The 24,619-nt window shown below is 73.9% G+C and carries 19 protein-coding genes; 8 read left to right on the top strand and 11 right to left on the bottom strand.

The features are described from left to right. Nucleotides 1–141: 141 nt before the first annotated feature. Nucleotides 142–1,392 carry an extracellular solute-binding protein gene (locus IE287_RS11230; RefSeq protein WP_189848816.1) on the bottom strand — a complete coding sequence of 417 codons (1,251 nt, stop codon included), beginning with the start codon at nt 1,390–1,392 and terminating at the stop codon, nt 142–144. Between the two features lie 287 nt (nt 1,393–1,679). On the opposite strand from IE287_RS11230, the gene IE287_RS11235 reads away from it, so the two are divergent. Further along, nucleotides 1,680–1,895 carry a dodecin gene (locus IE287_RS11235; protein ID WP_189848817.1) on the top strand — a complete coding sequence of 72 codons (216 nt, stop codon included), beginning with the start codon at nt 1,680–1,682 and terminating at the stop codon, nt 1,893–1,895. Between the two features lie 28 nt (nt 1,896–1,923). Here IE287_RS11235 and IE287_RS11240 read toward each other — a convergent pair whose 3' ends face one another. The 4 genes from IE287_RS11240 to IE287_RS11260 form a co-directional block, all read right to left on the bottom strand. After that, a complete protein-coding gene (locus tag IE287_RS11240; protein WP_189848818.1) occupies nt 1,924–2,412 on the bottom strand; it encodes a phosphatase domain-containing protein in 489 nt (162 codons plus the stop codon). Nucleotides 2,413–2,524: 112 nt separating this feature from the next. Further along, complete coding sequence (locus IE287_RS11245) at nt 2,525–3,250, bottom strand: ABC transporter ATP-binding protein (RefSeq protein WP_189848819.1); 726 nt, start codon at nt 3,248–3,250, stop codon at nt 2,525–2,527. Further along, complete coding sequence (locus IE287_RS38450) at nt 3,247–6,183, bottom strand: ABC transporter permease subunit (protein ID WP_229883406.1); 2,937 nt, start codon at nt 6,181–6,183, stop codon at nt 3,247–3,249. Before IE287_RS38450 ends, IE287_RS11245 begins: the two co-directional genes overlap by 4 nt. A gap of 12 nt (nt 6,184–6,195) precedes the next feature. Then, nucleotides 6,196–7,443, bottom strand: a complete 1,248-nt coding sequence (locus IE287_RS11260) for an ABC transporter substrate-binding protein (RefSeq protein ID WP_189848820.1) — start codon at nt 7,441–7,443, stop codon at nt 6,196–6,198. A gap of 242 nt (nt 7,444–7,685) precedes the next feature. Between IE287_RS11260 and IE287_RS11265 the strand changes: the two genes are divergently transcribed. After that, nucleotides 7,686–10,052, top strand: a complete 2,367-nt coding sequence (locus IE287_RS11265) for an ATP-binding cassette domain-containing protein (protein WP_189848821.1) — start codon at nt 7,686–7,688, stop codon at nt 10,050–10,052. Between the two features lie 75 nt (nt 10,053–10,127). Here the strand turns inward: IE287_RS11265 and IE287_RS11270 are convergent, their stop codons facing one another. Further along, on the bottom strand, nt 10,128–10,775 hold the full coding sequence (locus IE287_RS11270) for a TetR/AcrR family transcriptional regulator (protein ID WP_189848909.1): 648 nt from the start codon (nt 10,773–10,775) through the stop codon (nt 10,128–10,130). Nucleotides 10,776–10,930: 155 nt separating this feature from the next. On the opposite strand from IE287_RS11270, the gene IE287_RS11275 reads away from it, so the two are divergent. After that, the gene (locus tag IE287_RS11275; RefSeq protein ID WP_189848822.1) at nt 10,931–12,400 is read left to right on the top strand and encodes an MFS transporter; all 1,470 of its coding nucleotides are present in this window, start codon (nt 10,931–10,933) and stop codon (nt 12,398–12,400) included. A gap of 110 nt (nt 12,401–12,510) precedes the next feature. Here the strand turns inward: IE287_RS11275 and IE287_RS11280 are convergent, their stop codons facing one another. Next, nucleotides 12,511–13,179 carry a TetR/AcrR family transcriptional regulator gene (locus tag IE287_RS11280; RefSeq protein WP_189848823.1) on the bottom strand — a complete coding sequence of 223 codons (669 nt, stop codon included), beginning with the start codon at nt 13,177–13,179 and terminating at the stop codon, nt 12,511–12,513. A 126-nt stretch (nt 13,180–13,305) separates the two neighbouring features. On the opposite strand from IE287_RS11280, the gene IE287_RS11285 reads away from it, so the two are divergent. Then, entirely contained in the window at nt 13,306–14,781 is a 1,476-nt protein-coding gene (locus IE287_RS11285; protein WP_189848824.1) for an APC family permease, read from the top strand. 71 nt (nt 14,782–14,852) lie between these two features. Next, complete coding sequence (locus IE287_RS11290) at nt 14,853–15,737, top strand: carbon-nitrogen hydrolase family protein (RefSeq protein ID WP_189848825.1); 885 nt, start codon at nt 14,853–14,855, stop codon at nt 15,735–15,737. Nucleotides 15,738–15,804: 67 nt separating this feature from the next. Here the strand turns inward: IE287_RS11290 and IE287_RS11295 are convergent, their stop codons facing one another. The 4 genes from IE287_RS11295 to IE287_RS11310 form a co-directional block, all read right to left on the bottom strand. Further along, complete coding sequence (locus IE287_RS11295; RefSeq protein WP_189848826.1) at nt 15,805–16,485, bottom strand: DUF5701 family protein; 681 nt, start codon at nt 16,483–16,485, stop codon at nt 15,805–15,807. A gap of 218 nt (nt 16,486–16,703) precedes the next feature. After that, the gene (locus tag IE287_RS11300) at nt 16,704–17,447 is read right to left on the bottom strand and encodes a succinate dehydrogenase/fumarate reductase iron-sulfur subunit (protein ID WP_189848827.1); all 744 of its coding nucleotides are present in this window, start codon (nt 17,445–17,447) and stop codon (nt 16,704–16,706) included. Then, nucleotides 17,444–19,384, bottom strand: coding sequence for a fumarate reductase/succinate dehydrogenase flavoprotein subunit (locus tag IE287_RS11305; protein WP_189848828.1), 1,941 nt, complete (start codon nt 19,382–19,384; stop codon nt 17,444–17,446). Before IE287_RS11305 ends, IE287_RS11300 begins: the two co-directional genes overlap by 4 nt. A 2-nt stretch (nt 19,385–19,386) precedes the next feature. Next, nucleotides 19,387–20,013 (bottom strand): succinate dehydrogenase, encoded by a 627-nt coding sequence (locus tag IE287_RS11310; protein WP_229883420.1) that lies wholly within the window; start codon nt 20,011–20,013, stop codon nt 19,387–19,389. Nucleotides 20,014–20,244: 231 nt separating this feature from the next. Here IE287_RS11310 and IE287_RS11315 point away from each other — a divergent pair, with 231 nt between their 5' ends. From IE287_RS11315 to exaC, 3 genes are all read left to right on the top strand, one after another. Then, complete coding sequence (locus IE287_RS11315) at nt 20,245–21,150, top strand: LysR family transcriptional regulator (protein ID WP_189848830.1); 906 nt, start codon at nt 20,245–20,247, stop codon at nt 21,148–21,150. 182 nt (nt 21,151–21,332) lie between these two features. Beyond that, entirely contained in the window at nt 21,333–22,592 is a 1,260-nt protein-coding gene (locus IE287_RS11320) for a helix-turn-helix domain-containing protein (protein ID WP_229883407.1), read from the top strand. 109 nt (nt 22,593–22,701) lie between these two features. After that, nucleotides 22,702–24,225 (top strand): acetaldehyde dehydrogenase ExaC, encoded by a 1,524-nt coding sequence (gene exaC, locus IE287_RS11325; RefSeq protein ID WP_189848831.1) that lies wholly within the window; start codon nt 22,702–22,704, stop codon nt 24,223–24,225. Nucleotides 24,226–24,619: the final 394 nt, after the last annotated feature.

The following is a 24,619-nucleotide window of genomic DNA, read 5'->3' on the forward strand; positions in this document are numbered from 1 at the left end:
CGGGCCGGCCCCTCGTTTCTTCCGCCGCCGGCTGGATTCGACATGACCGTCCGGGGGATCGCGGGTGTGGGAAGGCTGAATGCTGCGCGGCGCCCCTCGGGGCGCCGCGCGGAGGACCTGCGGCACGCCGCGCGGGCGGGCCTACTCGGCCAGGGAGTCCGTGATGGCCTCCGAGGCCTTGGTGGCCGCCTTCTTGGCGTTCTCGCCCTCCAGGACGGCGGTCATGAAGGGCTTGATCGGGTTGTCGGCCTCGACGTCGGCCCACTGCGGGGAGTTGGGGGTGGCGCGGCCGTTGGCGGCGCCCGCGGCCATGGCCGCGGTGGCCTCCTCGCCGGAGACGACGGAGGCGAGGCCCTTCTTGTTGGGCACGTAGCCCATGGACCGGGCGAGGTCCGTCTGCCACTTCTCGCCCGCCAGCGCCTTGACGACGTCGAGGGCGGCGCCGCGGTCGGGCGCGTTCTCCGGGATGATCAGGTCGGAGCCGCCGGTGAAGACCGCGCAGGGGGTGCCGGCCTTCTTGCCGGGGATGGGGAAGTAGCCGAGCTTGTCCTTCAGGGCGGGGTTGGCCTTGAGGATCGCGGAGACGGCGCTGGGCACCGCGACGATCTGGGCGACGTCGCCGCGGGCGAAGACCTCGGCCTGCGGCGGGTTCTGCTCGTCGGCGTTCTTCGGGCCGGAACCGAGCGACTGGAGCTCCTTGTAGAACTCCATGCCGCGCAGCGCCTCGGGGGAGTCGAGCGTGCCGGTCCACTGGCCGCCCTTGTCGACGGCGAGCTCGCCGCCCTCGTCCCAGATGAATCCGGCGAGGGTGTACCAGTCCTGGCCGGCCAGGTAGATGCCCTGGGAGCCCTGGCGGTTGAGCTTCTCGGTGGCGGCGAGCCACTCCGCGCGCGTGGCGGGCGGCTCGGTGACGCCGGCCTGGGTGAAGAGGTCCTTGTTGTAGATCACGATGCGGTTGGCGGCGTACCAGGGGATGCCGTACTGGGAGCCGCCGACGCTGCCGGGCTCGGCGAGACCGGGCAGCCAGTCCTCGCTGCCGAGGTCGCGGACGGACTCCAGGGTGAGGTCGAAGAGGCGGTCGGTGTCGGCGTACTGGGCGACCTGGGTGTTGCCGACCTCGATGACGTCCGGACCGCCGCCGCCCTTGATGGCCTCGGTGACCTTCTTGCCGATGCCGGTCCAGTCCTGGATGGTGACGTTGAGCTCGACGTCGTCGTGCTCGTCCTCGTAGGCCGTGGTGAAGCGCTTGAGGAAGTCCTCGCTGACGCTGTCCCGCATGAGCCATATGTCGACCGTCCGGGTGTCGCCCCCCGTACCGGGCAACAGTCCGCAGCCCGCCAGGGCGAGTGCGGTGGCGGCAGCCAGCGGGCATGCGAGCAAGCGGTTCTTCACGGAGGTCACCTTCGGTTCAGCACACGGCGGTGCGGCATGGGGGGCTGACCCGACGTGGGGGGACCGAACGGGTTGTTCGCGCGGGTATGTGGCCTGGATTCTGGTCTGGACCAACGAAGTGGTCAAGTCCTTGACCATCTCGTTCCCGGATCGGGCGGGGCAATCGGCGCGGTTACCCCCGGGTACGGGCGAAGGGGGCCGGACCGGGCCCGCCGTGTCGCGCGCTCCCCCGGCCTGGGGCACGGTGGAGGGAGCCCATCGAGGGCACCGAGAGGAGTCCGGCCCCCATGTCGAACCACACCTACCGCGTCACCGAGATCGTCGGCACCTCCACCGAGGGAGTCGACCAGGCCATCCGCAACGGCATCGAGCGCGCCTCGCAGACCCTGCGGGGCCTCGACTGGTTCGAGGTCACCCAGGTGCGCGGGCACCTGGTCGACGGGCGGATCGAGCACTACCAGGTCGGCCTCAAGGTCGGCTTCCGGCTGGACGAAGGCGCCTGACCGTCCGTACGCCGCGCCCGCGGCCGGATCAGGTCCTGCCCTCGCGCTCCTGGGCCTCCCCCAGCACCTCGGAGGGGGTGGCCCAGTGCGCGCGGACGACCCGGAAGCCGGCGGCCCGCGCGGCGTCGCAGACGAGCAGGTCGTCGTCGACCAGCATCCGGACCTCCCGGCCGGCCCCGAGCCGCCGCAGGACCTCCAGCTTGGTGACCCGCGCGGGCCGGAAGTCGCGGTGCCGCCGCATGTGGACCGGCCCCTCCGGCAGCCCCTGGGCGGCCAGCCAGGCCAGGGTGTCGCGGCGGCAGTGCTCCGGGCGGCCCGTCAGGTAGACCACCTCGCACTCCTCGGCGGCCTCCCGGCACAGGGCGACGCCCTCGTCGAGCGGCGGGTCGTCGGGGGCCGCCGCGAAGAAGGCGTCCCAGTCCTTCGGGCGGCGCTCCAGGAAGCGCTGGCGGTGGGAGGTCGCGGCGAGCGTGTTGTCGAGGTCGAAGACGGCCAGCGGCCGGAGGTCACCTGTCACACGGCCAGCCTAGGAGCCGCCGCCGACAGCCCGGGACGGCCCCGCCGTCCGCGCCGCGTCGTCCGCGCCCCGGGGAGACGCGGCCCGGCGGGCGCGGCGCGCGGGCCACGGGTCAGAGGCCGAGGTACGCCTCCCGGACCGCCGGGTGGGCGCGGATCTCGGCCGGCGTCCCCTCGGCGAGGACCTCGCCGAGGTCGAGCACGACGACCCGCGAGCACAGCTCCCCCACGAAGGCCACGTCGTGCTCGACGAGCAGCACCGCGCACCCCTCCCCCGCCGCCCGGCGGACGACGGAGGCGAGCCGGCCGCGCTCCTCGGCGGTCGTCCCGGAGGCGGGCTCGTCCAGGAGCAGGACCCGGGGCGGGTCGGCCAGCGCGCGGGCCAGCTCGGCCATCCGGGCCTGTCCGACGGGCAGGGCGCCCGCGTACGCGCCGCCGAGCGCGTCGATCCCGCACGACGCCAGAACGGCGGCGGCCCGCTCCCGGTGCCCGCGCGCCGCCGGGCGGAGCCCGCCGCGCCACTCCCGCGCCACGACGAGGTTGTCCTCGACGGTCAGCTGGCCGAAGAGCTGCCGGCGCTGGAAGGTGCGGCGGATCCCGTGCCGGGCCCGCCAGGCCGGGGAGCGGCGGGAGATGTCCGCCCCGTCGTACGCGACGGTCCCCGCGTCCGGCCGCCGCATCCCCGACAGGACGTCGAAGAGCGTCGTCTTGCCCGCCCCGTTCGGTCCGATGAGGCCGCAGATCTCGCCGGGGCCCACGGAGACGGTGACGCCGCGCAGGGCGTGGACGCCGCCGAAGCGGACGTCGACGCCGGCGGCGCGCAGCAGCGGCTGGTTCATCGGCGGACTCCCGTCCCCAGGTAGGCCTCGGCGAGCCGGTCCCGGTCGGCCTCGGACCGGGGCCCGGACCAGACGACCTCGCCCTGCGCGAGGCAGGCGACGGTGTCGGCGACGCCGAGCGCCTCGGCCGCCCGCTCCTCGGCGAGCACCAGCGCGGTGCCCTGGTCGCGGAGTTCGGTCAGCAGCCGGAAGACCTCCTCGACGACGCGCGGAGCGAGTCCGAGGGACGGCTCGTCGGCGACGAGGACGGCCGGCGGCCGCTGGAGGAGCGGGGCGAGGGCGAGGAGCTGCTGCTCGCCGCCCGACAGGGCCCCGGCGGGGACCGGACGGCGGGCGGCGAGCGCGGGGAACCGCGCGTACACGGCGTCGCGGTCGTCGGCGGCGGCCAGCTGGAGGGCGAGGTTCTCCTCGACGGAGAGCCCGGCGAAGATCCCCCGCCCCTCGGGGGCCAGCCGGACCCCGCGGCGCGCCCGGGCGACCGCCCCGTCGCGGCCGGCGTCCTCGCCGCGCACCCGCACGAGGCCGCCGGTCGGGCGCAGCAGTCCGGCCGCCACCCGGCAGAGGGTGGACTTCCCGGCCCCGTTGGGCCCGAGCAGCAGGACCACCTCGCCGCCGCGCACCGCCAGGTCCACGCCGCGCAGCACGGGCGCACCGGCGTACCCGGCGTGCACACCGGCGAGTTCGAGCGCGTGCGGCTGCCCGTCCGAGACGCCGTCGCCCCTGACCCCGCCGCCGGGCCCCGGCGCGGCGGCGCGGGCGGCGCACGCCGCCGGGTACGGGGCGGCGGGGGCCGCTCCCGCGCCCGGGGCGCGGAGCTCCTCCGGCCGCCGGGGCCCCGGCGGGGCCTTCCGCGGGGCGTCCGGCGCGGTTGCCGGCGGATCCTGCCGCGCCCCCTCCGGCGGGTCCCGCCGGGCCGGGGCCCGTGGGGCCTGCCCTGCCGGTGCCGGCGGGGCCTGCCGGTCCGGCAGCGGCGGCTCCTGGCGTCCCGGCTCCGGCGGGGTCCGCCCCGTGCCGGCCGCCCGGGCCGCGGCGCGGCGGGCCGCGCGCCTCGACGGCAACGCGGCGCAGTATCCGTCCGGGTCGTTCGCGAGCGCGAGGCCCGCCAGGCCGAAGAGGATCACCGGCAGGTGCGCGGACTCCGTGACGTACTGGGCCATCAGGTGCGGGACCACCGCGAAGACCAGCCCCGCCACCACCGCGAACTGCGGCCTGCGGACCCCCGCCGCGACCACGACCGCCAGCCACACCAGGCCCGTCATCGCGGTGAAGTCCGTCGCCGTGATGCGGGTGTTGTACGAGGCGTGGAGCACCCCGCCGAAGCCGGCGAGGCCCGCCGACACCGTGAACAGCAGGAGCTTCGTCCGGACCACCGACACGCCCGACGCGGCGGCGGCCTCGGGGGCGGAGCGGACGGCGAGCGCGGCCCGGCCCCAGCGGGAGCCGCGCAGCCGGGTCAGCAGCGCGACGAGGGCCGCGCTGAGCAGCACCAGGGCGAGGCCCAGCGCCCGGTCGTCGCCCAGGTCCACCGGACCGGCGACCGGCCGCGGCAGCTCCCAGCCGGTGTCGCCGTTGCGCAGCCATCCGATCTGGAAGAGCACCTGGTCCGCGAGGAAGGCGAGCGCGAGGGTGGCCAGGGCCAGCGATCGGCCGCCGAGCCGCAGGGCGGGCAGCGCGACCAGCGCGCCGAGCAGGGCGGCGGCGGCCGTGCCCGCGGCCGCGGCGGCGGCGAAGGGCCAGCCGTGGCTGATCAGCAGGCCCGCGACGAGGGCCGCGCCGGTCACGAAGGTCGCCTGGGCCAGCGACACCATCGCACCGAGGCCGGTGACCACCGTGAAGGACATGAACACGATTCCGATCGCGAGTCCTTGGGCCAGGATCCCGCTCCAGAAGGGCGTGGTGACGGTGTAGAAGGCCGCGCCGAGCAGGACGGCGGCGGCCGACCACGCGCCCCAGCGGCGGGCCCGTCCCCGGCCGGCGAGGTGGTCGGCCGGAGGCGGGTCCGCCGCCGCCGTGCCCGCGCCGCGGCGGCGGCGCACCAGGACGACGAGGCCGGCGAAGAGGACGAGGAACGGCACGGCGGTGCGCAGTCCGGTGATGTCGTCGGTGAAGGACGCGTATCCCGCCACCAGGTTCTGCAGCACGCCGAGTCCGAGCCCGCCCGCGAAGGCGAGCGGCACCGACACGAAGCGCCCGAGGACCGCCGCGGTGGCCGAGACGAAGAGGAACAGCGTGTAGTCGTGCGCGGAGAGCCCGAGGAGCGGGGTGGCGAGGACTCCGGCGAGTCCGGCGAGACCGGACGACAGCATCCAGGCGATCGAGGAGAGCCGGTCCGCGTCGATGCCGCGCAGCCCGGTCAGTTCCCGGTCGTCGACCGACGCCCGCAGTTCCAGGCCGAGTCGGGTGCGCCGCAGCAGGATCCAGAGTCCGGCGGCCACGAGGGCGGTCGCGATCCAGGTGATCAGCTGGTCGGAGTCGATCCCGACGCCGTCGAGCGGCTGCCAGGAGACCGCCGGGCTCGGGCCAACGCCCGGCAGTCCGAACTGGTTCTCGGCGGGCTGGACGGGGGCGCCCATCCGCTCCAGGAGTTCGACCAGCCAGAGTCCGGCCGCCGGCAGGGCGACGAGCAGGCCGATCGTGGCCACGATCTGCGCCGTCTCGCCGACCCCGGCGAGCTTGCGGAACATCAGCCGGTCCAGGCCCCAGCCGAGTGCGGGCGCGCCTCCGCACACCAGCAGCAGCGCGGTGGGCACGGCCGGCCAGCCGAAGCCGGAGTGGAGTTCGTGGAAGGCCAGCGCGCACAGGTAGGCGGTGGCCCCGTGGGCGAAGTTGAAGAGCCCGGAGGCCGAGGAGGAGAGGACGAGGCCGGTCGCGAGCAGCGCGTAGAGCGCGCCCGACACCAGTCCGCTCAGGACGAAGCCCAGCAGGTCACCCACGGGGCGCGCCCCTCAGCCGAAGGGGATCGGCGGATGGCACCGGAAGGGCACCGCCACCTCGTACCGGCCGTCCTTCAGGCGGACGAGCGCCCCGCAGCCGAAGCTCTCCTTCTGCCCCTTGGGCTCGGCGCGGTCGCCCACCAGGGTCCCGGTGTCGGAGAACCCGTCGGCGGCCTTCTGGAAGGACTCCACGGTGAGGTCCTCGCCGGCCCTCTCGGCGATGGAGAGGAAGAGGTCGGCGCTCATGTAGCCGGTCATCATGTGCATGTTGAGGGGTACGTCCCGGCCTCCGGCGGCCTTCTTGACGTCCTCCTTGAACTGGCGCATGGCGGGACCGTCCGACTCGAAGGGCTGGAACTGGAGCAGGACGTACACCCCGTCGAGGGCCTGCTTCGTCGCGTCCTTCGCGAGCAGTCCGGGGTCGTAGTCCGTCGGGTCGGAGAGGATCCCGCGGTAGCCGGAGCGCTTGAGGGCGGTGAAGAGGCCGATGTTGTACGGCGTCTGCATCACGGAGATCACGGCGTCGGGCGCGCCGCCGCCGGGGCCCGAGCGGAGGATCTCCTTCGTGTACGCCGACCAGTCGCTGGGCATCGAGGTCGCCGGGACGACGGCCTTGGCGTACGGGACCTGGAAGCCGGCCGCCTTGAAGCCCTGGGTGAAGGTGCGGATGCCGAACTTGCCGGCGTCGTTGTCGCCGGCGATCAGCGCGACCGACCTGCCGCGGGCGCCGCCGAGGACGGAGGCGAGGCTCTCGGGCCAGGTCTGGTTGAGGGTGCCGCCGGGCGTCGGGACGAGGCAGCCGTTGAAGCCGTAGATGTGGCGGGGCCCGCAGAAGGAGGGGAGCGTGCCCCAGCCCACCGTGGGCACCTTCTGGGAGTCGAGGAAGTCGGCCCCGGCGAAGGTGACCGAGCTCATGGGCGAGACGGCGAAGACCTTCTCCTGCTGGACGAGCTTGCGGGCCGCGGCCAGGTTCCTGGAGGGGTCCTGGCCGTCGTCCTCGGCGCCCAGGTACTCGATCCTCCGGCCGTTGATCCCGCCTTCGGCGTTGGCCCGGTCGTAGCGGGCCCGGGCGCCGAGGTCGGTGTCCTTCTTGGAGTAGCCGCTGGCGGTCGTCATGGAGACGATGCCGCCGACCTTGACGGTGTCGGCGGTGACCCCGCGCACGGAGGAAGGGGTACCGCCGCCGCCGGAAGCGGAGTTGCAGGCGGTGGCGAGGAGCAGGGCGAACACGGCGGCGACGGCGCGCGACGGTCGAGGCACGGGCGATCCCTCCATCGGGTGACGGCATTCTGTGACCGACCTGACGAACCGTCAATAACTGACGCTTCGTCAATTCGCGAACCCGGAAGTCATCCGGAGATCCCCGGGAACCTCCCCGCACACCCCGGCGCGCCGCGCCCCGCCACCTCCCGGCCGCCGTCCGCGCACGCCGCGGGACACGCCGGAACCCGGGGACGGCGCCCCCGACCTGCGACGAAACCGATATTGGATAAAATCCACGCATGCAGGATCCAGTTTCCGGTCACGACCGGTTCGTCCGCGTCCGGGGCGCCCGCGAGCACAACCTCCGGGACGTGGACGTCGACATCCCCCGCGACACCCTCACCGTCTTCACGGGCGTCTCCGGCTCCGGGAAGTCCTCGCTCGCCTTCGGGACGGTGTACGCGGAGGCCCAGCGCCGCTACTTCGAGTCGGTCGCGCCCTACGCCCGCCGGCTCATCCACCAGGTGGGGGCGCCGCAGGTCGGGGAGATCACCGGCCTGCCCCCGGCGGTCTCCCTCGAACAGCGCCGGGCCACCCCCGGCGCCCGCTCCTCCGTCGGCACGGTCACCACCCTGTCGAACTCGCTGCGCATGCTGTACTCCCGCGCCGGGGACTACCCGGCCGGGGCGGACCGGCTCGACTCCGACGCCTTCTCCCCCAACACCGCGGCCGGCGCCTGCCCGTCCTGCCACGGACTCGGCCGGATCCACGGCACCAGCGAGGAGCTCCTCGTCCCCGACCCCGGCCTGTCGATCCGGGAGGGAGCCGTCGCGTCCTGGCCCGGCGCCTGGCAGGGCAAGAACCTCCGGGACGTCCTCGAAGCCCTCGGGTACGACGTCGACCGGCCGTGGCGGGAGCTGGCCCCCGAGGACCGGGAGTGGATCCTCTTCACCGACGAACAGCCGGTGGTCACCGTGCACCCGGTCCGGGAGGCGGGCCGGATCCAGCGCCCGTACCAGGGCACGTACACCGGCGCCCGCCGGCTCGTCCTGCGCACCTACTCCGATTCGAAGAGCCCCGCGCTGCGGGCCAAGGCGGAACGCTTCCTCACCAGCGCGCCGTGCCCGGTGTGCGGCGGGAGCCGGCTGCGCCCGGAGGCGCTGGCCGTCACCTTCGCCGGCCGGACCATCGCCGAGCTGGCCGCGCTGCCGCTGACCGAGCTGGCCGAGGTGCTGGCCCCGGCGACCGCGCCCGGCGCCCCCGAGACCGCCCGCGTCCTCGCCGGGGACCTGCTCGCCCGGATCGCCACGGTCACCGAACTCGGCCTCGGCTACCTCGGCCTCGACCGCACCGCCCCCACCCTCTCCAGCGGCGAGCTCCAGCGGCTCCGCCTCGCCACCCAGCTCCGGGCCGGTCTCTTCGGCGTCGTGTACGTGCTCGACGAGCCGTCCGCCGGTCTGCACCCCGCCGACACCGAGGCCCTCCTCGTGGTCCTCGACCGGCTGAAGGCGGCGGGCAACTCGGTCTTCGTCGTCGAGCACCACCTCGACGTGGTCCGGCACGCCGACTGGCTCGTGGACGTCGGCCCGCACGCCGGCGAGCACGGCGGCCGGGTCCTGCACAGCGGCCCGCCGGAACTCCTCGCGCACGTCGAGGAGTCGGCCACCCGCCGCTTCCTCTTCGAGAGGCCCCCCGTCCCCGGACGGCCCGCCCTCGCCCCCGGCTCCTGGCTGCGCACCGGGCCCGTCACCCGGCACAACCTGCGCGGCGTCGACGCCGCCTTCCCCCGCGGCGCCCTCACCGCCGTGACCGGCGTCTCCGGCTCCGGCAAGTCCACCCTCGTCGGCGCCCTCACCGAGGGACGGGAGGGTGCCGGACGGTCGGTGACCGTGGACCAGAAGCCGATCGGCCGCACCCCGCGCTCCAACCTGGCCACGTACACCGGGCTCTTCGACGTGGTGCGGAAGCTCTTCGCGGAGACCGAGGAGGCCCGGGCCCGCGGCTACAAGGCCGGCCGCTTCTCCTTCAACGTGCCCGGCGGGCGCTGCGAGACCTGCCAGGGCGAGGGCTTCGTCTCGGTGGAGCTGCTCTTCCTGCCGAGCACGTACGCGCCCTGCCCGGACTGCCGCGGCGCCCGCTACAACCCGGAGACCCTCGGGGTGCGGCTGCGCGGACTGACGATCTCCGAGGTCCTGGACCTGACGGTGGAGTCGGCGGCGGAGTTCTTCGCCGAGGTCCCGGCGGCGGTCCGCAGCCTGACCACCCTCCTCGACGTCGGCCTCGGCCACCTGCGCCTGGGCCGGCCCGCCACCGAGCTCTCCGGCGGCGAGGCCCAGCGGATCAAGCTCGCCTCCGAGCTCCAGCGGCCGCGCCGCGCGCACACCCTGTACGTCCTCGACGAGCCGACCACCGGTCTGCACCCGGCCGACGTCGAGGTGCTGGTGCGGCAGCTGCGCGGCCTGGTGGACGGCGGCCACACGGTCGTCGTCGTCGAGCACGACATGGACGTGGCCGCCGGGGCCGACTGGGTGATCGACCTCGGTCCGGGCGGCGGCGGGGCCGGCGGCCGGATCGTCGCCGAGGGCCCCCCGGCCGAGGTGGCCCGGACGCCGGAGAGCCGCACCGCCCCCTATCTGGCCCGGGCCCTGGGAATCACCCGCGGGTGAGACGGGCCCCGCGCCGGCACGCCACGGACGGACCCGCCCCGGCGGCGGGTCCCGGCGCCCGGGGGCGGGGAGGGGTCAGAGGCCGGCCTGGAGCCGGAGGCCCGCCAGGGTGAGGTCCAGGGCCGAACGGAACTGGTCGACGTCGTCGTGGCCGTCGAACTCGTCGACGATCTCGTGGATGAAGGGGAACTCCTCGGGGGCGAGCTCGCGCCAGGTCCGGGCGAAGCGGCCGAGGAACTCGTCGCGGTCCACCGCGCCGTCGAGGATCTCCTGGGGAGGCTCCTGGCCCATGTCGACGGCCGAGCCGACGACGACGCCGACGACCGCGGAGACGGCGTGGAAGCGCTGGCGGGCGGTGAGGTCCAGGCGGAGGGTCTGCCGGCCGAGCTTCTCGTAGATGCGCAGGGAATTGCCCTGGACGTCGGTGTTGCGCATGAAGTACGCGCCGAGCCAGGGGCGGCTCACGACCGCGTCGAAGAGGGTGACGGCCATCGCGCGCAGGTCGTCGATCGCGTCCTCGCCGGGCGGGAGCTTCTCGATGTCCGCGAGGACGCCGGCCATGACGTGGTCCGTGGCCAGGTCCAGCAGCTCGTCCTTGTTCGCGACGTACCAGTAGATGCTGGCGACGCCTCCCCCGAGGCGCTGGGCCAGGGCCCGGAAGGTCAGCGCCGGCGCTCCCGCCTCGTCGAGCAGGGCGACCGCCTCGCCGAGGACGGACTCCATCGAGTGGGAAGCGCGTCGGCGTCCGCCGCCGGAGCGGGTCGGCTGGCGTGCCATGGCGTGGCCCCTCACTTTTGCATCGGATCGAACGTTGTTCTATCGTACCGGATGGAACATCGTTCGATAACCGAACTGCGTTCGATCGAAAGGAGTGCGCCATGACCACCGCCACGTTCACCGACCCGCCCCGCACCTACCCGTCGCTGCGCGCGGCGTGGATCCCCCTGGCCGCGCTCTGCCTGGCCTTCTTCGTCGAGATGGTCGACAACACGCTGCTGTCGATCGCGCTGCCGACCATCGGCCGCGACCTGGGCGCGGGCACCACCGCGCTCCAGTGGGTGACGGGGGCCTACTCGCTCACGTTCGGCGGGCTGCTGCTCACCGCCGGATCCGTCGCGGACCGGTTCGGGCGCCGCCGGGTGCTCCTGATCGGACTCGCGGTCTTCGGCACGCTCAGCCTCGGCGTGCTCCTCGTCTCCTCCGCGAGCGGACTGATCGCCCTGCGCGCGGCGCTCGGCATAGCCGCCGCGGCGATGGCGCCGATCACCAACTCCCTGGTCTTCCGGCTCTTCGACGACAAGGCGCTGCGCATGCGCGCCATGACCGTGATGATCGTCGTCGGCATGTCCGGCTTCGTCCTCGGCCCGCTGCTCGGCGGTACGGCGCTGGCGCACGTGTCATGGGAGTGGCTGCTCCTGGTCAACGCGCCCCTCGCGGTGATCGCCTGCGCCGGTGTGCGGCTCGGCGTCCCGGCCGACCGCCCGGAGGACCTGACGAAGGACTCCCTCGACGTGCCGGGCGCCGTCCTGAGCGTCGCCGCCATCGGCCTCGCCTGCTACGCGCTCACCAGTGGCGTCGAGCACGGCTGGCTCTCCACGGTCACCCTCGCGTCGGTCGTCGGCGCCCTCGCCGCGGCGGTCTGGTTCGTCCGGCACGAGCACCGCACGGCCTCCCCCATGCTCGACCTGCGCCTCTTCTCCCGCGGGACCGTCCGGGGCGCCGCCCTCGCGCAGACCGGCACGTCCATCGCCATGGCGAGCGTGATGTTCGGCCTGATCCTGCACTTCCAGTACGCCTACGGGTGGAGCCCCGTCCGGGCCGGCCTCGCCAACCTGCCGGTCATCGCGACGATGCTCCTGGCGACCCCGCTGTCGGAATGGCTCGCGCGCCGCTTCGGGCACCGCGTCGCCTGCCTGGTCGGCGCCGGGTTCCTCGCGGGCTCGCTGGCCGGGCTCGCCTGGGGCGTCGAGCACGGCTACGCCGTCATAGCCGTCTGCATGGTCCTGATGACCATCGGCCTGCGCACCGTCATGACGATCTGCGCGGTCGCCCTCGTCGAGGCCATGCCGGACAACCGCACCTCCATCGGCGCCGCCCTCAACGACACCGCCCAGGAGGTCGGTTCCAGCGTGGGCACGGCCGTCGTCGGCACCCTCATCGCCGTCCTGGTCACCACCCGGCTCCCCGACGGCGTCTGGAGCGGCGGCCTCGTCGCGTCCTTCTTCCACGGCGAGCGCGTCACCTACGCCCTCCTCGCCGTCGTCGTCGGCCTGATCGCCGCCGGCGGCGCCCTGAGCCTCACCGACTCCCGCTCGGTGGAGGAGCACCCGGTGGAGGAGGCCGCCTGAGCCGTCCGGGCCGGCGCGGGGCGCACGCGAGCGGCCGCCCGGCCGCCGGAGCGTTCCTTCCGTTCTTTCCGGGGAGCCCGGAAAGAACGGCCCGGCCCCGCCGGAACGGCCTAGGCCGTTCCTTCCGGATCCCGCCGGCCGGACCCGCGTCCCGTGTCGGCACCCGGATCGTGGCCCGTGGCGGCGCGTGCGTACGCGTGCAGGGCGGCGATCACCTCGGCACGAACACGACGGCCGGCCAGGACCTCCATCTGATAGCCGTCCTCCATGGCCACGAAGTTGGCGGCGATGAGCCGGGGAGGGTCCTGGAGGACGAAGTGGCCCTGGGCCCGGCCGAGGGTGAGGATCTCCGCGTAGACGGCGATCTGACGCTCGGTCAGGGCGCTGTCGAGGGCGGCCGCCCTGGCGTCGCGCAGGCAGCGCGGCCAGTACTCGAAGAGCAGCCGGGTCAGCGCGTCGTCCGGTCCGGCGGCCACGCCCTTGTCGATGCAGGCCCGGAGCTTGAGGCGGGCGTCGTCGAAGCCGTCGGCGGCCGCCTCGCGATCCTGGCTGTAGCGGGTGATGGCCTGCTGGTAGGTCTCGTGGACGAGGGCGTCGAGGTCTCCGTAGTAGAGCACCGCGGCCGGAGTGACGCCGGCCTCGTCGGCGACGTCGCGCAGTCGCAGCCCTTCCAGTCCGCGGGTGAGCAGGGCCCGCTGCACCGCCTCCGCCAGCGCCGCCCTGCGCGCTTCCCGGCCGCCTCCGGCGCCCTTCCTCGTCCCCCCGGACTTCGCCGCCATGAGGCCCCCTCCTCTCCCGAATGATCTATACAGCGATTCAGATCATATTCATCCAGGCCTTGACGTGCACGTTGACCAGATCTTAAATCTGCGTTTAACAAACTCCTCCCTCCCCAGGAGCACGTCATGACGACGACGCACCCGGACGAGACGGACAAGGGCCTGCGCAGCGGCTCCGTCGGTCTCCTCGCCACCGTCGCACTCGGCCTGTCCTCCACGGCTCCGGCCTACAGCATCACCGTCACGCTCGGCTACGTCGCCCTGGTCGTCGGTGACCTCGCCCCGGCCGCGCTCCTCCTCGGCTTCGTGCCGATCCTGCTCACCGCCTTCGCCTTCCGCGAGCTCAACCGGGAGATGCCCGACTGCGGCACCACCTTCGTCTGGAACACCCGCGCCTTCGGTCCCCGAACGGGCTGGTTCGCCGGCGGCTGGGTGCCACAGATCGCCACCCTCATCGCGATGGCCGCGCTCGCCCAGGTCAGCTCCGGCTACCTGCTCGGCCTCCTCGGTCTGGAGGGGGCGGAGGACCCCCTCGTCGTCGCCGCGGTCGCCGTACCGATCGTCGCCGGCCTCACCCTCGTCGCCCGCCGGGGCCTGCGCGTCGCGGCCGGCCTCCAGTACGTCCTGCTCGGCCTCCAGCTGCTCGCCCTCATCGGCTTCGGGGCCGCCGCCCTCGCCCGCCCCGGCGTCTCCAGCCCCTCGCCGAGCTGGCTCGACCCCCTCGCGATCGACGGCTTCGACTCCTTCGCGCAGGCCGTGCTGCTCTGCCTGTTCATCTACTGGGGCTGGGACGCCCTGATCACCACCAACGAGGAGACGCGCGACAGCGATCGCGTCCCCGGCCAGGCGGCCGTGATCTCCACCGTGGTGCTGCTCGGCACCTACCTCTTCACCGCCTTCGCCGTCGTGTCCTTCGCCGGTACCGGTACCACCGGCTTCGGCCTCGGCAATCCCGACAACGCCACCGACGTCCTCGCGTCCCTCGCCCCGCCCGTCCTCGGGGACGCCTTCGCCAAGGTGATGGAACTCGCGGTGTGCGTCTCCGCCGCCTCCGCCCTGCTGACCTGTCTCGTCAGCAGCCCGCGCGGCAGTCTTTCCATGGCCTCGCACGGCGCCCTGCCCGCCGCCTTCGCCCGCGTGCACCCCCGGTACCGCACGCCCTCCTTCGGCACGGTCTTCTACGGCGGCGCGACGGCGGCCGTGCTCCTCGCCCTCTCCCTGCTCTCCGACGCCTTCCTCGGCGACGCCATCCTCTGCGTCGGGCTGCTCATCGCCTGCTACTACGGCACCACCGCACTCGCCTGCGTCTGGTACTTCCGCAAGCGCCTGCGCACGTCCCCGCGAGCCCTGCTCCTGCGCGGCGTCCTGCCGCTGGCAGGCGGCCTGCTCATGCTCGGCGCGTTCGTCCGCAGCGCGTACGACATGGTCGACCCCGCCTACGGCACCACCTCCTTCCACGGTGTCGGCGGCGTCTTCCTGCTCGGCGCCGGCTCGCTCGCCGCGGGAGCGCTCGCCGTGCTCACGGCCCGGGCCGCCTACCCGGCCTTCTTCCGCGACGGGCGCGCGACCGTCGCCTCCCGGCTCGTCACCACGGACGACTGACCCTCGTGCGCCGCCTCGCCGTCACGCCGAAGGCGACCCCCCGACCCACCCCACCGACAAGGACCGATCCCATGCGCACCCTCGCCATCGCGGCCCTCCAGACCGCCCCCGTCCCCTACGACCTCGAAGCGACCTGGCAGCGGTACGCCGGCCAGGTCCGCGCCACCCTGTCCCTCTTCCCGCACGTGCAGCTCGTCGTCGTGCCCGAGCTGCTGCTCGCCGCCGAGGGGCCGCTGCTCGGCCCCGCTCCCGAAGGCTGGATGGAGCGGACCGCGGAACCGATACCGGGACCGACCACCGACCGGCTGTGCGCGCTCGCCCGGGAGACCGGCCTCTGGCTGGTCCCGGGCAGCCTCTTCGAGCGCGGCGAGGACGGCCGGTTCCACAACACCGCCGTCGTCGTCTCGCCGGAGGGCGAGATCGTCGCCCGCTACCGCAAGGTCTTCCCCTGGCAGCCGTACGAGAGGACCGCCCCCGGCGACGGATTCACCGTCTTCGACCTCCCCGGCGTGGGCCGGATCGGACTCGCGATCTGCTATGACGGCTCCTTCCCCGAGACCGTCCGCCAACTCGCCTGGCTCGGAGCCGAGATCATCGTCCAGCCCACCCTCACCACCACGCGCGACCGGGAGATGGAGCTGGTCTGCGCCCGCGCCAACGCGTGGACCAACCAGGTGTACGTCGTCAACGTCAACGCCGCCGACCCGGCGGGGGTCGGGACCAGTGCGATCGTCGACCCCGAAGGCATCGTCCGCCAGCAGGCCGGCTCCGGCGAGGAGGTCCTCGTCGACGTCCTGGACCTGGACACCGTCACCCGGGTTCGCGAACAGGGCTCGGCCGGCCTCAACCGCCCCTGGGCGCAACTCGCCCGCTACGGCGAGGAGATCCGCCTTCCCATGTACGGCGGCGCCTTCCGCACCCCGGAGTGGGCGCGGAAGTGGACCCCCAGGCCCTGAGCGCCCGGAGGAGGGCACCCGTACGGCGGGTGCCGCTCCCCCGTCCGGCCCGGTCCCGGGGAACGGCCTAGCCGTTCCGGCCGGTGGTCGAGCCGAAGCCGAGCCAGGTGTGCCGGTTGTTCCACCAGCACCAGCCGACCTTGGGCGCGCCCTTGCGCTCCTTGCCGTCCCGGCCGGTGCCGTTGCTGATCCAGACGGCCGGAGTGCGGGCGTCGAAGGCGCCGTTGGCCTTGCGCAGGCGCGAACCGATCGTCATGAAGCACTTGTTGCGCTCCAGGACCTCGGGCCGCTGGAGCAGCCAGTGGATGCCCTCGGTGAGGACGAGCGGCGTCCGGCCGGCTCCGGTGAGGGCCGGCAGGGCCTCCTCCGGACTCCAGTTGCCCATGTGGTCGCCCCGGTCCAGGTCGTGCACCAGGTAGAACGGCCCCTCGGGGAGCTCCACGCCCTGCGGCGCGAAGGCGTCGACGTCCTCCATGTCGACCACGAGGAAGCCGGGCCTGTCCGCGAGCCGGAGCAGCGGGGTGAGGACCGAGGCGGGCGCGGCGTCCGGGTGGACGGCGAGGAGGGAGCCCTCCGGCGCGTCGGCGGCGGCCTTCTCCGCGAAGGCCCGCAGCTCGCCGGCGTCGATGCCGGTGAGGGCGGGCAGCCCGAGCGCGATCAGCCGCTCGGCCTGGTCGGCGAGCGGGGGCAGCGGGAACCGGCTGGTGTAGGCGTCGGCGGACGGAGCGGCGGTCTGTGCGTCGGGCAAGGTTCTCCTCGGTCGGAACGGCGTCGGCCCGGTGAGAACGGCCCGGGCCGACGCTTTGTTCCCTCTTTCCGCGCGGAACGCGGATTCCTCCTGCCGCGGGGACGTTCCGCCGCCGGAAGGACCTCCGCGGGAAGGCCCTCCGCCGGAGGGGTCTCCCCGGGAGGGGTCTCCCCGGGAGGGGTCTCCCCGGGAGGGGCCGCTGCCGGAGGGGCCTCCGCTCACTTCACCTTGCGACGGGCGCGCAGCCACTCCTTGTTCATGGCCGCGATCGACGGCAGCGGGATGCCCTTCGGGCAGGCCGTGGCGCACTCGCCGGTGAGCGTGCAGCCGCCGAAGCCCTCGGCGTCCATCTGGGCGACCATGTCGAGGACCCGGGTCTCGCGCTCCGGGGCGCCCTGGGGCAGCACGTTGAGGTGGTTGACCTTGGCGGAGGTGAAGAGCATCGCCGAGCCGTTGGGGCAGGCGGCCACGCAGGCCCCGCAGCCGATGCACTCGGCGTGTTCGAAGGCCGAGTCCGCCGCGGCCTTCGGCACCGGGGTGGCGTGGGCCTCCGGCGCGGCGCCGGTGGGGGCGGTGACGTAGCCGCCGGCCTGGATGATCCGGTCGAAGGCCGTGCGGTCGACGACGAGGTCCTTGACCACCGGGAAGGCGGAGGCCCGCCAGGGCTCGACGTCGACGGTGTCGCCGTCGCGGAAGGAGCGCATGTGGAGCTGGCAGGTGGTGGTGCGCTCGGGGCCGTGGGCGTCGCCGTTGATGACGAGGCTGCAGGCGCCGCAGATGCCCTCGCGGCAGTCGTGGTCGAAGGCGACGGGGTCCTCGCCGCGCAGGATGAGTTCCTCGTTGAGGGTGTCGAGCATCTCCAGGAAGGACATGTCGGGCGAGATGCCGTCCACCTCGTAGGTGGCCATGGCGCCCTCGGCGCCGCTGTTCCGCTGGCGCCAGACGCGCAGGTTGAGCTTCATGCGTAGCTCCGCTGGGTGGGGTGGACGTACTCGAAGGCGAGTTCCTCCTTGTGGAGGACGGGGGCGGTGCCGGTGAACTCCCAGGCGGCCGCGTACGAGAACTCCTCGTCGCGGCGGGCGGCCTCGCCGTCGGGGGTCTGGGACTCCTCGCGGAAGTGGCCGCCGCAGGACTCCTCCCGGTTCAGGGCGTCGAGGCACATCAGCTCGGCGAGTTCGAGGTAGTCGACGATCCGGTTGGCCTTCTCCAGGGACTGGTTGAACTCCTCGCCGCTGCCCGGCACCTTGATGCGGCGCCAGAACTCCTCGCGGATCTCCGGGATGCGGCGGAGCGCCGTGCGCAGCCCCTCGGCGGTGCGGGCCATGCCGCAGAACTCCCACATGACCTCGCCGAGTTCGCGGTGGAAGGAGTCGGGGGTGCGGTCGCCGTCGACGGAGAGGAGGAGGGCGAGCCGGTCCTCGGTCTCGGCCAGCACCTCGCGGACGGCGGGGTGTTCGTCGGTGACGGGCTCGGACTTCGGGTGGCGGGCCAGGTAGTCGTTGATGGTGGCGGGCAGCACGAAGTAGCCGTCGGCGAGGCCCTGCATGAGGGCGGAGGCGCCGAGCCGGTTGGCGCCGTGGTCGGAGAAGTTGGCCTCGCCGATGGCGAAGAGGCCGGGCACGGTGGTCTGGAGGTCGTAGTCGACCCAGAGTCCGCCCATCGTGTAGTGGACGGCCGGGTAGATCCGCATGGGGGTCTCGTACGGGTTCTCCGCGGTGATCCGCGCGTACATGTCGAAGAGGTTGCCGTACCTGGCCTCGACGGCGGCCCGGCCCATCCGGGCGATGGCGTCGGCGAAGTCCAGGTAGACGCCCTGGCCGCCGGGGCCCACTCCCCGGCCCTCGTCGCAGACGTTCTTGGCGGCGCGGGAGGCGATGTCGCGGGGGACCAGGTTGCCGAAGGAGGGGTAGATCCGCTCCAGGTAGTAGTCGCGCTCGTCCTCGGGGATCTCGGCGGCGGGGCGGGTGTCGCCCTTGGCCCTGGGGACCCAGATGCGCCCGTCGTTGCGGAGCGACTCGCTCATCAGGGTCAGCTTCGACTGGTGGTCGCCGGTGCGCGGGATGCAGGTGGGGTGGATCTGGGTGAAGCAGGGGTTGGCGAAGTAGGCGCCGCGCCGGTGGGCCCGCCAGACGGCGGTGGCGTTGGAGTTCATCGCGTTGGTGGAGAGGTAGAAGACGTTGCCGTAGCCGCCGCTGGCGAGGACGACCGCGTCCGCGTAGTGGGTGGAGATCGCGCCGGTGATCAGGTCGCGGGCGACGATGCCCCGGGCCCGCCCGTCGACCACGACGAGGTCGAGCATCTCGGTGCGGGCGTGCATCTCGACGTTCCCGGCGGCGATCTGCCGGGAGAGCGCCTGGTAGGCGCCGAGGAGGAGCTGCTGGCCGGTCTGGCCGCGGGCGTAGAAGGTGCGGGAGACCTGGACGCCGCCGAAGGAGCGGGTGTCGAGGAGGCCGCCGTACTCGCGGGCGAAGGGGACGCCCTGGGCGACGCACTGGTCGATGATCTCGACGGAGATCTGGGCCAGCCGGTGGACGTTGGACTCACGGGCGCGGAAGTCGCCGCCCTTGACCGTGTCGTAGAAGAGGCGGTGGATGGAGTCGCCGTCGTTGCGGTAGTTCTTGGCGGCGTTGATGCCGCCCTGGGCGGCGATGGAGTGGGCGCGGCGCGGCGAGTCCTGGAAGCAGAACTGGACGACGTGGTAGCCCTGTTCGGCGAGGGTGGCGCCTGCGGATCCGCCGGCGAGGCCGGTGCCGACGACGATGACGCGGTGCTTGCGCCGGTTGGCGGGGTTGACCAGCTTCGCCTCGAAGCGGCGGGTGTCCCACCGTTCGGCGATGGGGCCGGCCGGGGCCTTGGTGTCGGCGATCGGGTCGCCGGTGCGGAAGTCGAGGTATTCCATGGTCAGTTCACCACTCCGGTCATGACGCCGACGGGGACGGCGATGAAGCCCGCGGTCAGGACGAGCGCGAGGCCGTTCGCCAGCAGCCGCAGGACGCGTTCGCGCCGGGCGTTGCCGACGCCGAGGGTCTGGGCGGCGCTCCAGAAGCCGTGCCGGACGTGCAGGCCGACGGCGAGCATGGCGACGATGTAGATCGTGTTGCCGTACCAGGTGGAGAAGGTGTCGATGACGTTCTGGTAGGGCTTGCCCTCCTCGAAGCCGCCGGGGTGGACGGTCCCGGTGGTGAGGTCGAGGATGTGCCAGACGATGAAGAGGCCGAGGATGATCCCGCCCCAGCGCATGGTGCGGGTGGCGTAGGACGAGCCCTTGCGCTTGCGCGCGTACCGGGTGGGGCGGGCCCTGATGTCGCGCCTGCTGAGCTGGTACGCGGAGACGGCGTGCGCGCCGACGGCGGCGAGGAGCGCGATCCGGGCGATCCACAGCCCCCACTCGTGGTGGAGGACGGGGGCGCCCATCACCCGCAGCCAGTGCGCGTAGCCGTTGAACTCCTCGGGGCCGAAGAAGACCTTGAGGTTCCCGGCCACGTGCGCGACCAGGTAGGCGAGCATGATCAGGCCGCTCACGGCCATCACGGTCTTCTTGCCGATGGTCGACGACCAGAAGCCGCGGGACGGGGTGCGGGACGGCGGACGTGCGGGGGACGCGTCCCGGGTGGACGCCGAGCCCTTCGCGGTCGCCGTGTCCTTGCTGGGTGCCAGAGCCATGCCGTCGACGGTAGGGCCGAAGGACCCCAGAGGTCCAAGACATGGTCCGGCTGATCTCGATAGGCTGAAGCTATGCGTGTGCCCTAGGCTGGGCTCATGCAGTTCCAGCAGCTCCTCTACTTCGTGGCCGTGGCCGAGACCCGGCACTTCACCCGGGCAGCCGAGCGGGTCCACGTCTCGCAGCCCTCGCTCTCCCAGCAGATCAAGGCGCTGGAGCAGGAGCTGGGCGCGGAGCTGTTCAGCCGGGCCCGGGGAAACATCGCGCTCACCGACGCCGGCGAGGCCCTCCTGCCGCTGGCCCGCCGGATCCTCGCCGACACCGAGACCGCCCGCCGCGAGGTGCAGGAGCTCGCCCAGCTCAAGCGCGGCCGGGTGCGGCTCGGCGCGACCCCCAGCCTCTGCACCGGCCTCCTCCCCGACGTCCTGCGCACCTTCCACGACCTGCACCCGGGGATCGAGCTGCTCATCGAGGAGGGCGGCTCGCACGACCTGGTGCGGGAGCTGGCCCGGGGCGCCCTGGACCTGGCGCTGGTCGTGCTGCCGCTGCCCACCCCCTCCCCCGCGCTGACCACGGTGGAGCTGCTGCGCGAGGACCTGGTGGTGGTCTCGGCCGCCTCCGCGCCGCCGCCGCGCCGCCCGGTGCGGATCCCCGACCTGCGCGACCAGCCCCTGGTGATGTTCCGGCACGGCTACGACCTGCGGGAGCTGACCGTGGGTGCCTGCCGGGCGGCCGGTTTCGAGCCGGCGTTCACGGTCGAGGGCGGCGAGCTGGACGCGGTCCTCGGTTTCGTGCGCGCCGGGCTCGGGCTCGCCGTCGTCCCGGCCATGGTCGCCGCCCGGGCCGGCCGCGACCTGCGGGTCACCGCCCTCGCCCGGCCCGGCCTGCGCCGCACGATCGCCCTGGCGCACCGCAGCGACGTGGCCCCGCCGCGCGCCGCGCGCGAGCTGCAGAAGCTCCTGATGGCGTCACGGCGCGGAAAGCCGGCCCCCGACGGCACCTGACGACCCCCGACCGCACCTGACCCCGCCCCCTCCTCGTACCCCCACGCCCCCCACGCCCCGCGCCCCGGCGGACGAGTCCCGGACAGAACGCATATGCGCCCCTTTCCGGGACCTTGTCGGCGGCGGCCGGGGCCACGACGATGTGCGCCGGGAAGCCGTACGTCCTCGATGGGGAGGTCTGTGTGAGCGAGGCGACGACGCGGAGGAGCGGACCGCGCGAGCCGGGGGCGGAAGCGCGGCCGGGGGCCCGTCCGGCGGTGCGGAAGCTGGTCGCGGAGTCGTGGCGGCGGTCCGAGCGGGCCCGGGTCAGCCGGGACGGGGCGGCGTCGGTGGAGCTGGACGAGGAGGACCTCGCCGCGTACCGGGAGGGGCATCCGCTGGCGGCGGCGATGCCGGTGATCAGGGAACTGCTCGGCGCGGACGCCCGGGACGGCGGCCACCTGCTCGCCGTCTGCGACGCGGCCGGACGGCTGCTGTGGGTGGAGGGCGACCCGGCGACGCTGCGGCAGGCGCGGCGGATGAACTTCGTGGCCGGCGCCGGTTGGGCGGAGTCCGCCGCCGGGACGAACGCGCCGGGGACGGCGCTCGCCGTCGACGGGCCGGTGCAGGTGGTGTCGGCAGAACACTTCCGGCCACCCGTACGGGACTGGACGTGCGCCGCGGCCCCCCTGCACGACCCGCACAGCGGGCGGCTGCTCGGCGCGGTCGACCTCACCGGCGGTGCGGGCCTCGCCCACCCGCACAGCCTCGGCCTGGTGCGGGCGGTGGCGCGGGCGGCCGAGACCCAGCTGGCGCTCCTCGCCCCCGCCCCGGCCCCCGGCCGGGCCCGGCTCACCGCGCTCGGCCGGGACGAGGCGCTGCTCGCGGTGGACGGCCGGCGGCTCCGGCTGAGCCGCCGGCACAGTGAGATCCTGGTGCTGCTGGCCCACCACCCGGAGGGGGTGCCGGGCGACCGGCTGCTGACGCTCCTCTACGAGGACGAGTCGGTCCCCCCGGTGACGCTCCGCGCGGAGCTGTCCCGCCTGCGGGCCCTGCTCGGCCCGGAGCTGCTGCGCTCGCGTCCTTACCGGCTCGCCGTCCCGGTCGACGCCGACTTCACGGTGGTGGACCGCCGGCTCGCCGCCGGGGCGGTGGCCTCGGCCGCCGGGGAGTACCCGGGCCCGCTGCTGCCGGATTCGGCCGCGCCCGGGGTCGTACGGCTCCGGGAACGGCTGGCGGACCGGCTGCGGGCGGCGCTGGTGGCCCGGGCGGACCCGCGGCTGCTCGCGGACTGGGCCCACAGCCCCTGGGGCGAGGAGGACCCGGAGGTGTGGCGGGCGCTGTGCGCGACGGTGCCGGCGGCGCAACTCGCCCCCGTACGCGCCCGGCTCGACGCCCTGGAGGCCGAACTGGCCCGCGGTGCAACGGGACTGCAACGTCCGCTTCCGCACACTCGGCGGTGAGAGCGCGCCGGTCGGGACGACGGGCGCGCGCCGTCCGGCCACCGCCGCGCACCCCGCCCCCGGCGGCGCCGGCGGCCCGGAACCGTCCGACCCGCAGGGAGGTCCGCCCATGACCCGTTACGCCGCACCCGGTACCGAGGGCGCGCTGATGGCGTACCAGACGCGCTACGACCACTGGATCGGCGGCGCGTACGTCGCCCCGGCCGAGGGCCGGTACTTCGAGAACCCGAGCCCGGTCGACGGCCGGCCGTTCACCGAGATCGCCCGCGGCACCGCCGAGGACGTCGAGCGCGCCCTGGACGCGGCGCACGCGGCCGCCCCCGCGTGGGGACGCACGCCGGCGGCCGAGCGGTCGACGGTGCTGCTGCGGATCGCCGACCGGATGGAGGCGAACCTGGAGGCGCTGGCGGTCGCGGAGACCTGGGACAACGGCAAGCCGGTCCGGGAGACGCTGGCGGCCGACATCCCCCTCGCCATCGACCACTTCCGCTACTTCGCGGGGGCGCTGCGGGCCCAGGAGGGGACGCTCAGCGAGCTCGACGACGACACCGTCGCGTACCACTTCCACGAGCCGCTGGGCGTGGTCGCGCAGATCATCCCGTGGAACTTCCCCATCCTGATGGCCGTGTGGAAGCTGGCCCCCGCGCTGGCGGCGGGCAACGCGGTGGTGCTCAAGCCCGCCGAGCAGACGCCGGCGTCGGTCCACTTCTGGCTGAGCCTGGTCGCGGACCTGCTGCCGCCGGGCGTGCTGAACATCGTCAACGGCTTCGGCGAGGAGGCCGGGAAGCCGCTCGCCTCCTCGCCGCGGGTGGCGAAGATCGCCTTCACCGGCGAGACGTCGACCGGCCGCCTGATCATGGAGTACGCCACCGCGAACCTGAAGCCGGTGACGCTGGAGCTGGGCGGCAAGTCGCCGAACATCTTCTTCGACGACGTGTGGGCGGCGGACGACGACTTCCGCGACAAGGCGCTGGAGGGCTTCACCATGTTCGCCCTCAACCAGGGCGAGGTCTGCACCTGTCCCTCACGGGCGCTGGTGCAGCGCGGCCACTACGGCGAGTTCCTGGAGGCGGCGGTCGCCCGCACCGAGGCGATCGTCCCGGGCCACCCGCTGGACCCGGCCACGATGATCGGCGCGCAGGCGTCGGCGGAGCAGATGAAGAAGATCCTCTCCTACCTGGAGATCGGCCAGCGGGAGGGCGCCAAGATCCTGACCGGAGGTCAGCAGGTGGGCCACGGAGGCGACCTGGAGGGCGGCTACTACATCCAGCCGACCGTCTTCGAGGGCGACAACCGCATGCGGATCTTCCAGGAGGAGATCTTCGGCCCGGTCGTGGCGGTGACCTCCTTCACCGACTTCGACGACGCGATCCGCACGGCGAACGACACGCTGTACGGCCTCGGCGCCGGCGTCTGGACCCGCGACGCCAACACCGCCTACCGCGCCGGACGCGCCATCCAGGCGGGCCGCGTCTGGACGAACTGCTACCACGCCTACCCGGCCCACGCCGCCTTCGGCGGCTACAAGCAGTCCGGCATCGGCCGCGAGAACCACCGGATGATGCTCGACCACTACCAGCAGACGAAGAACCTCCTCGTCTCGTACTCCCCGAAGAAGCTCGGCTTCTTCTAGGGGCACAAGCCCGGTGCCCAGCGGGGAGATCGCCCCACCGGACACCTCGCGCTCCGCGCACGCTGCGCTTCCCCGGGCCTGCGTCCCTGCCCGGGGAAGCGCGGCGGCACGCGCCCCCGGCATGGCGTTCACCGCGGCGGACGCCGCCTCGCCACCCGGCGGGGCCGACGAGAGCGCACGGCCGACGGCCCGGGCCCTCGCACCGGTCGCCGTCCCCGGCGCCCGTTCGGCGGACTCGCCGAGCGGCGGAGGGTCCTGACTCATAGCGTCGGGCCGGAACGGGGATCGTCCTCACACCTGGAGCAGCCGATGGCGGAGGAGTCGACGGAAAAGCTGGCCCCGCGAGCCCGCCCTCACCGGTGAAGGGAACCCGCCCGCCTTGCGACGTACCGGC

Source organism: Streptomyces omiyaensis, from assembly GCF_014650895.1.
Classification (GTDB): Bacteria; Actinomycetota; Actinomycetes; order Streptomycetales; family Streptomycetaceae; genus Streptomyces; species Streptomyces omiyaensis.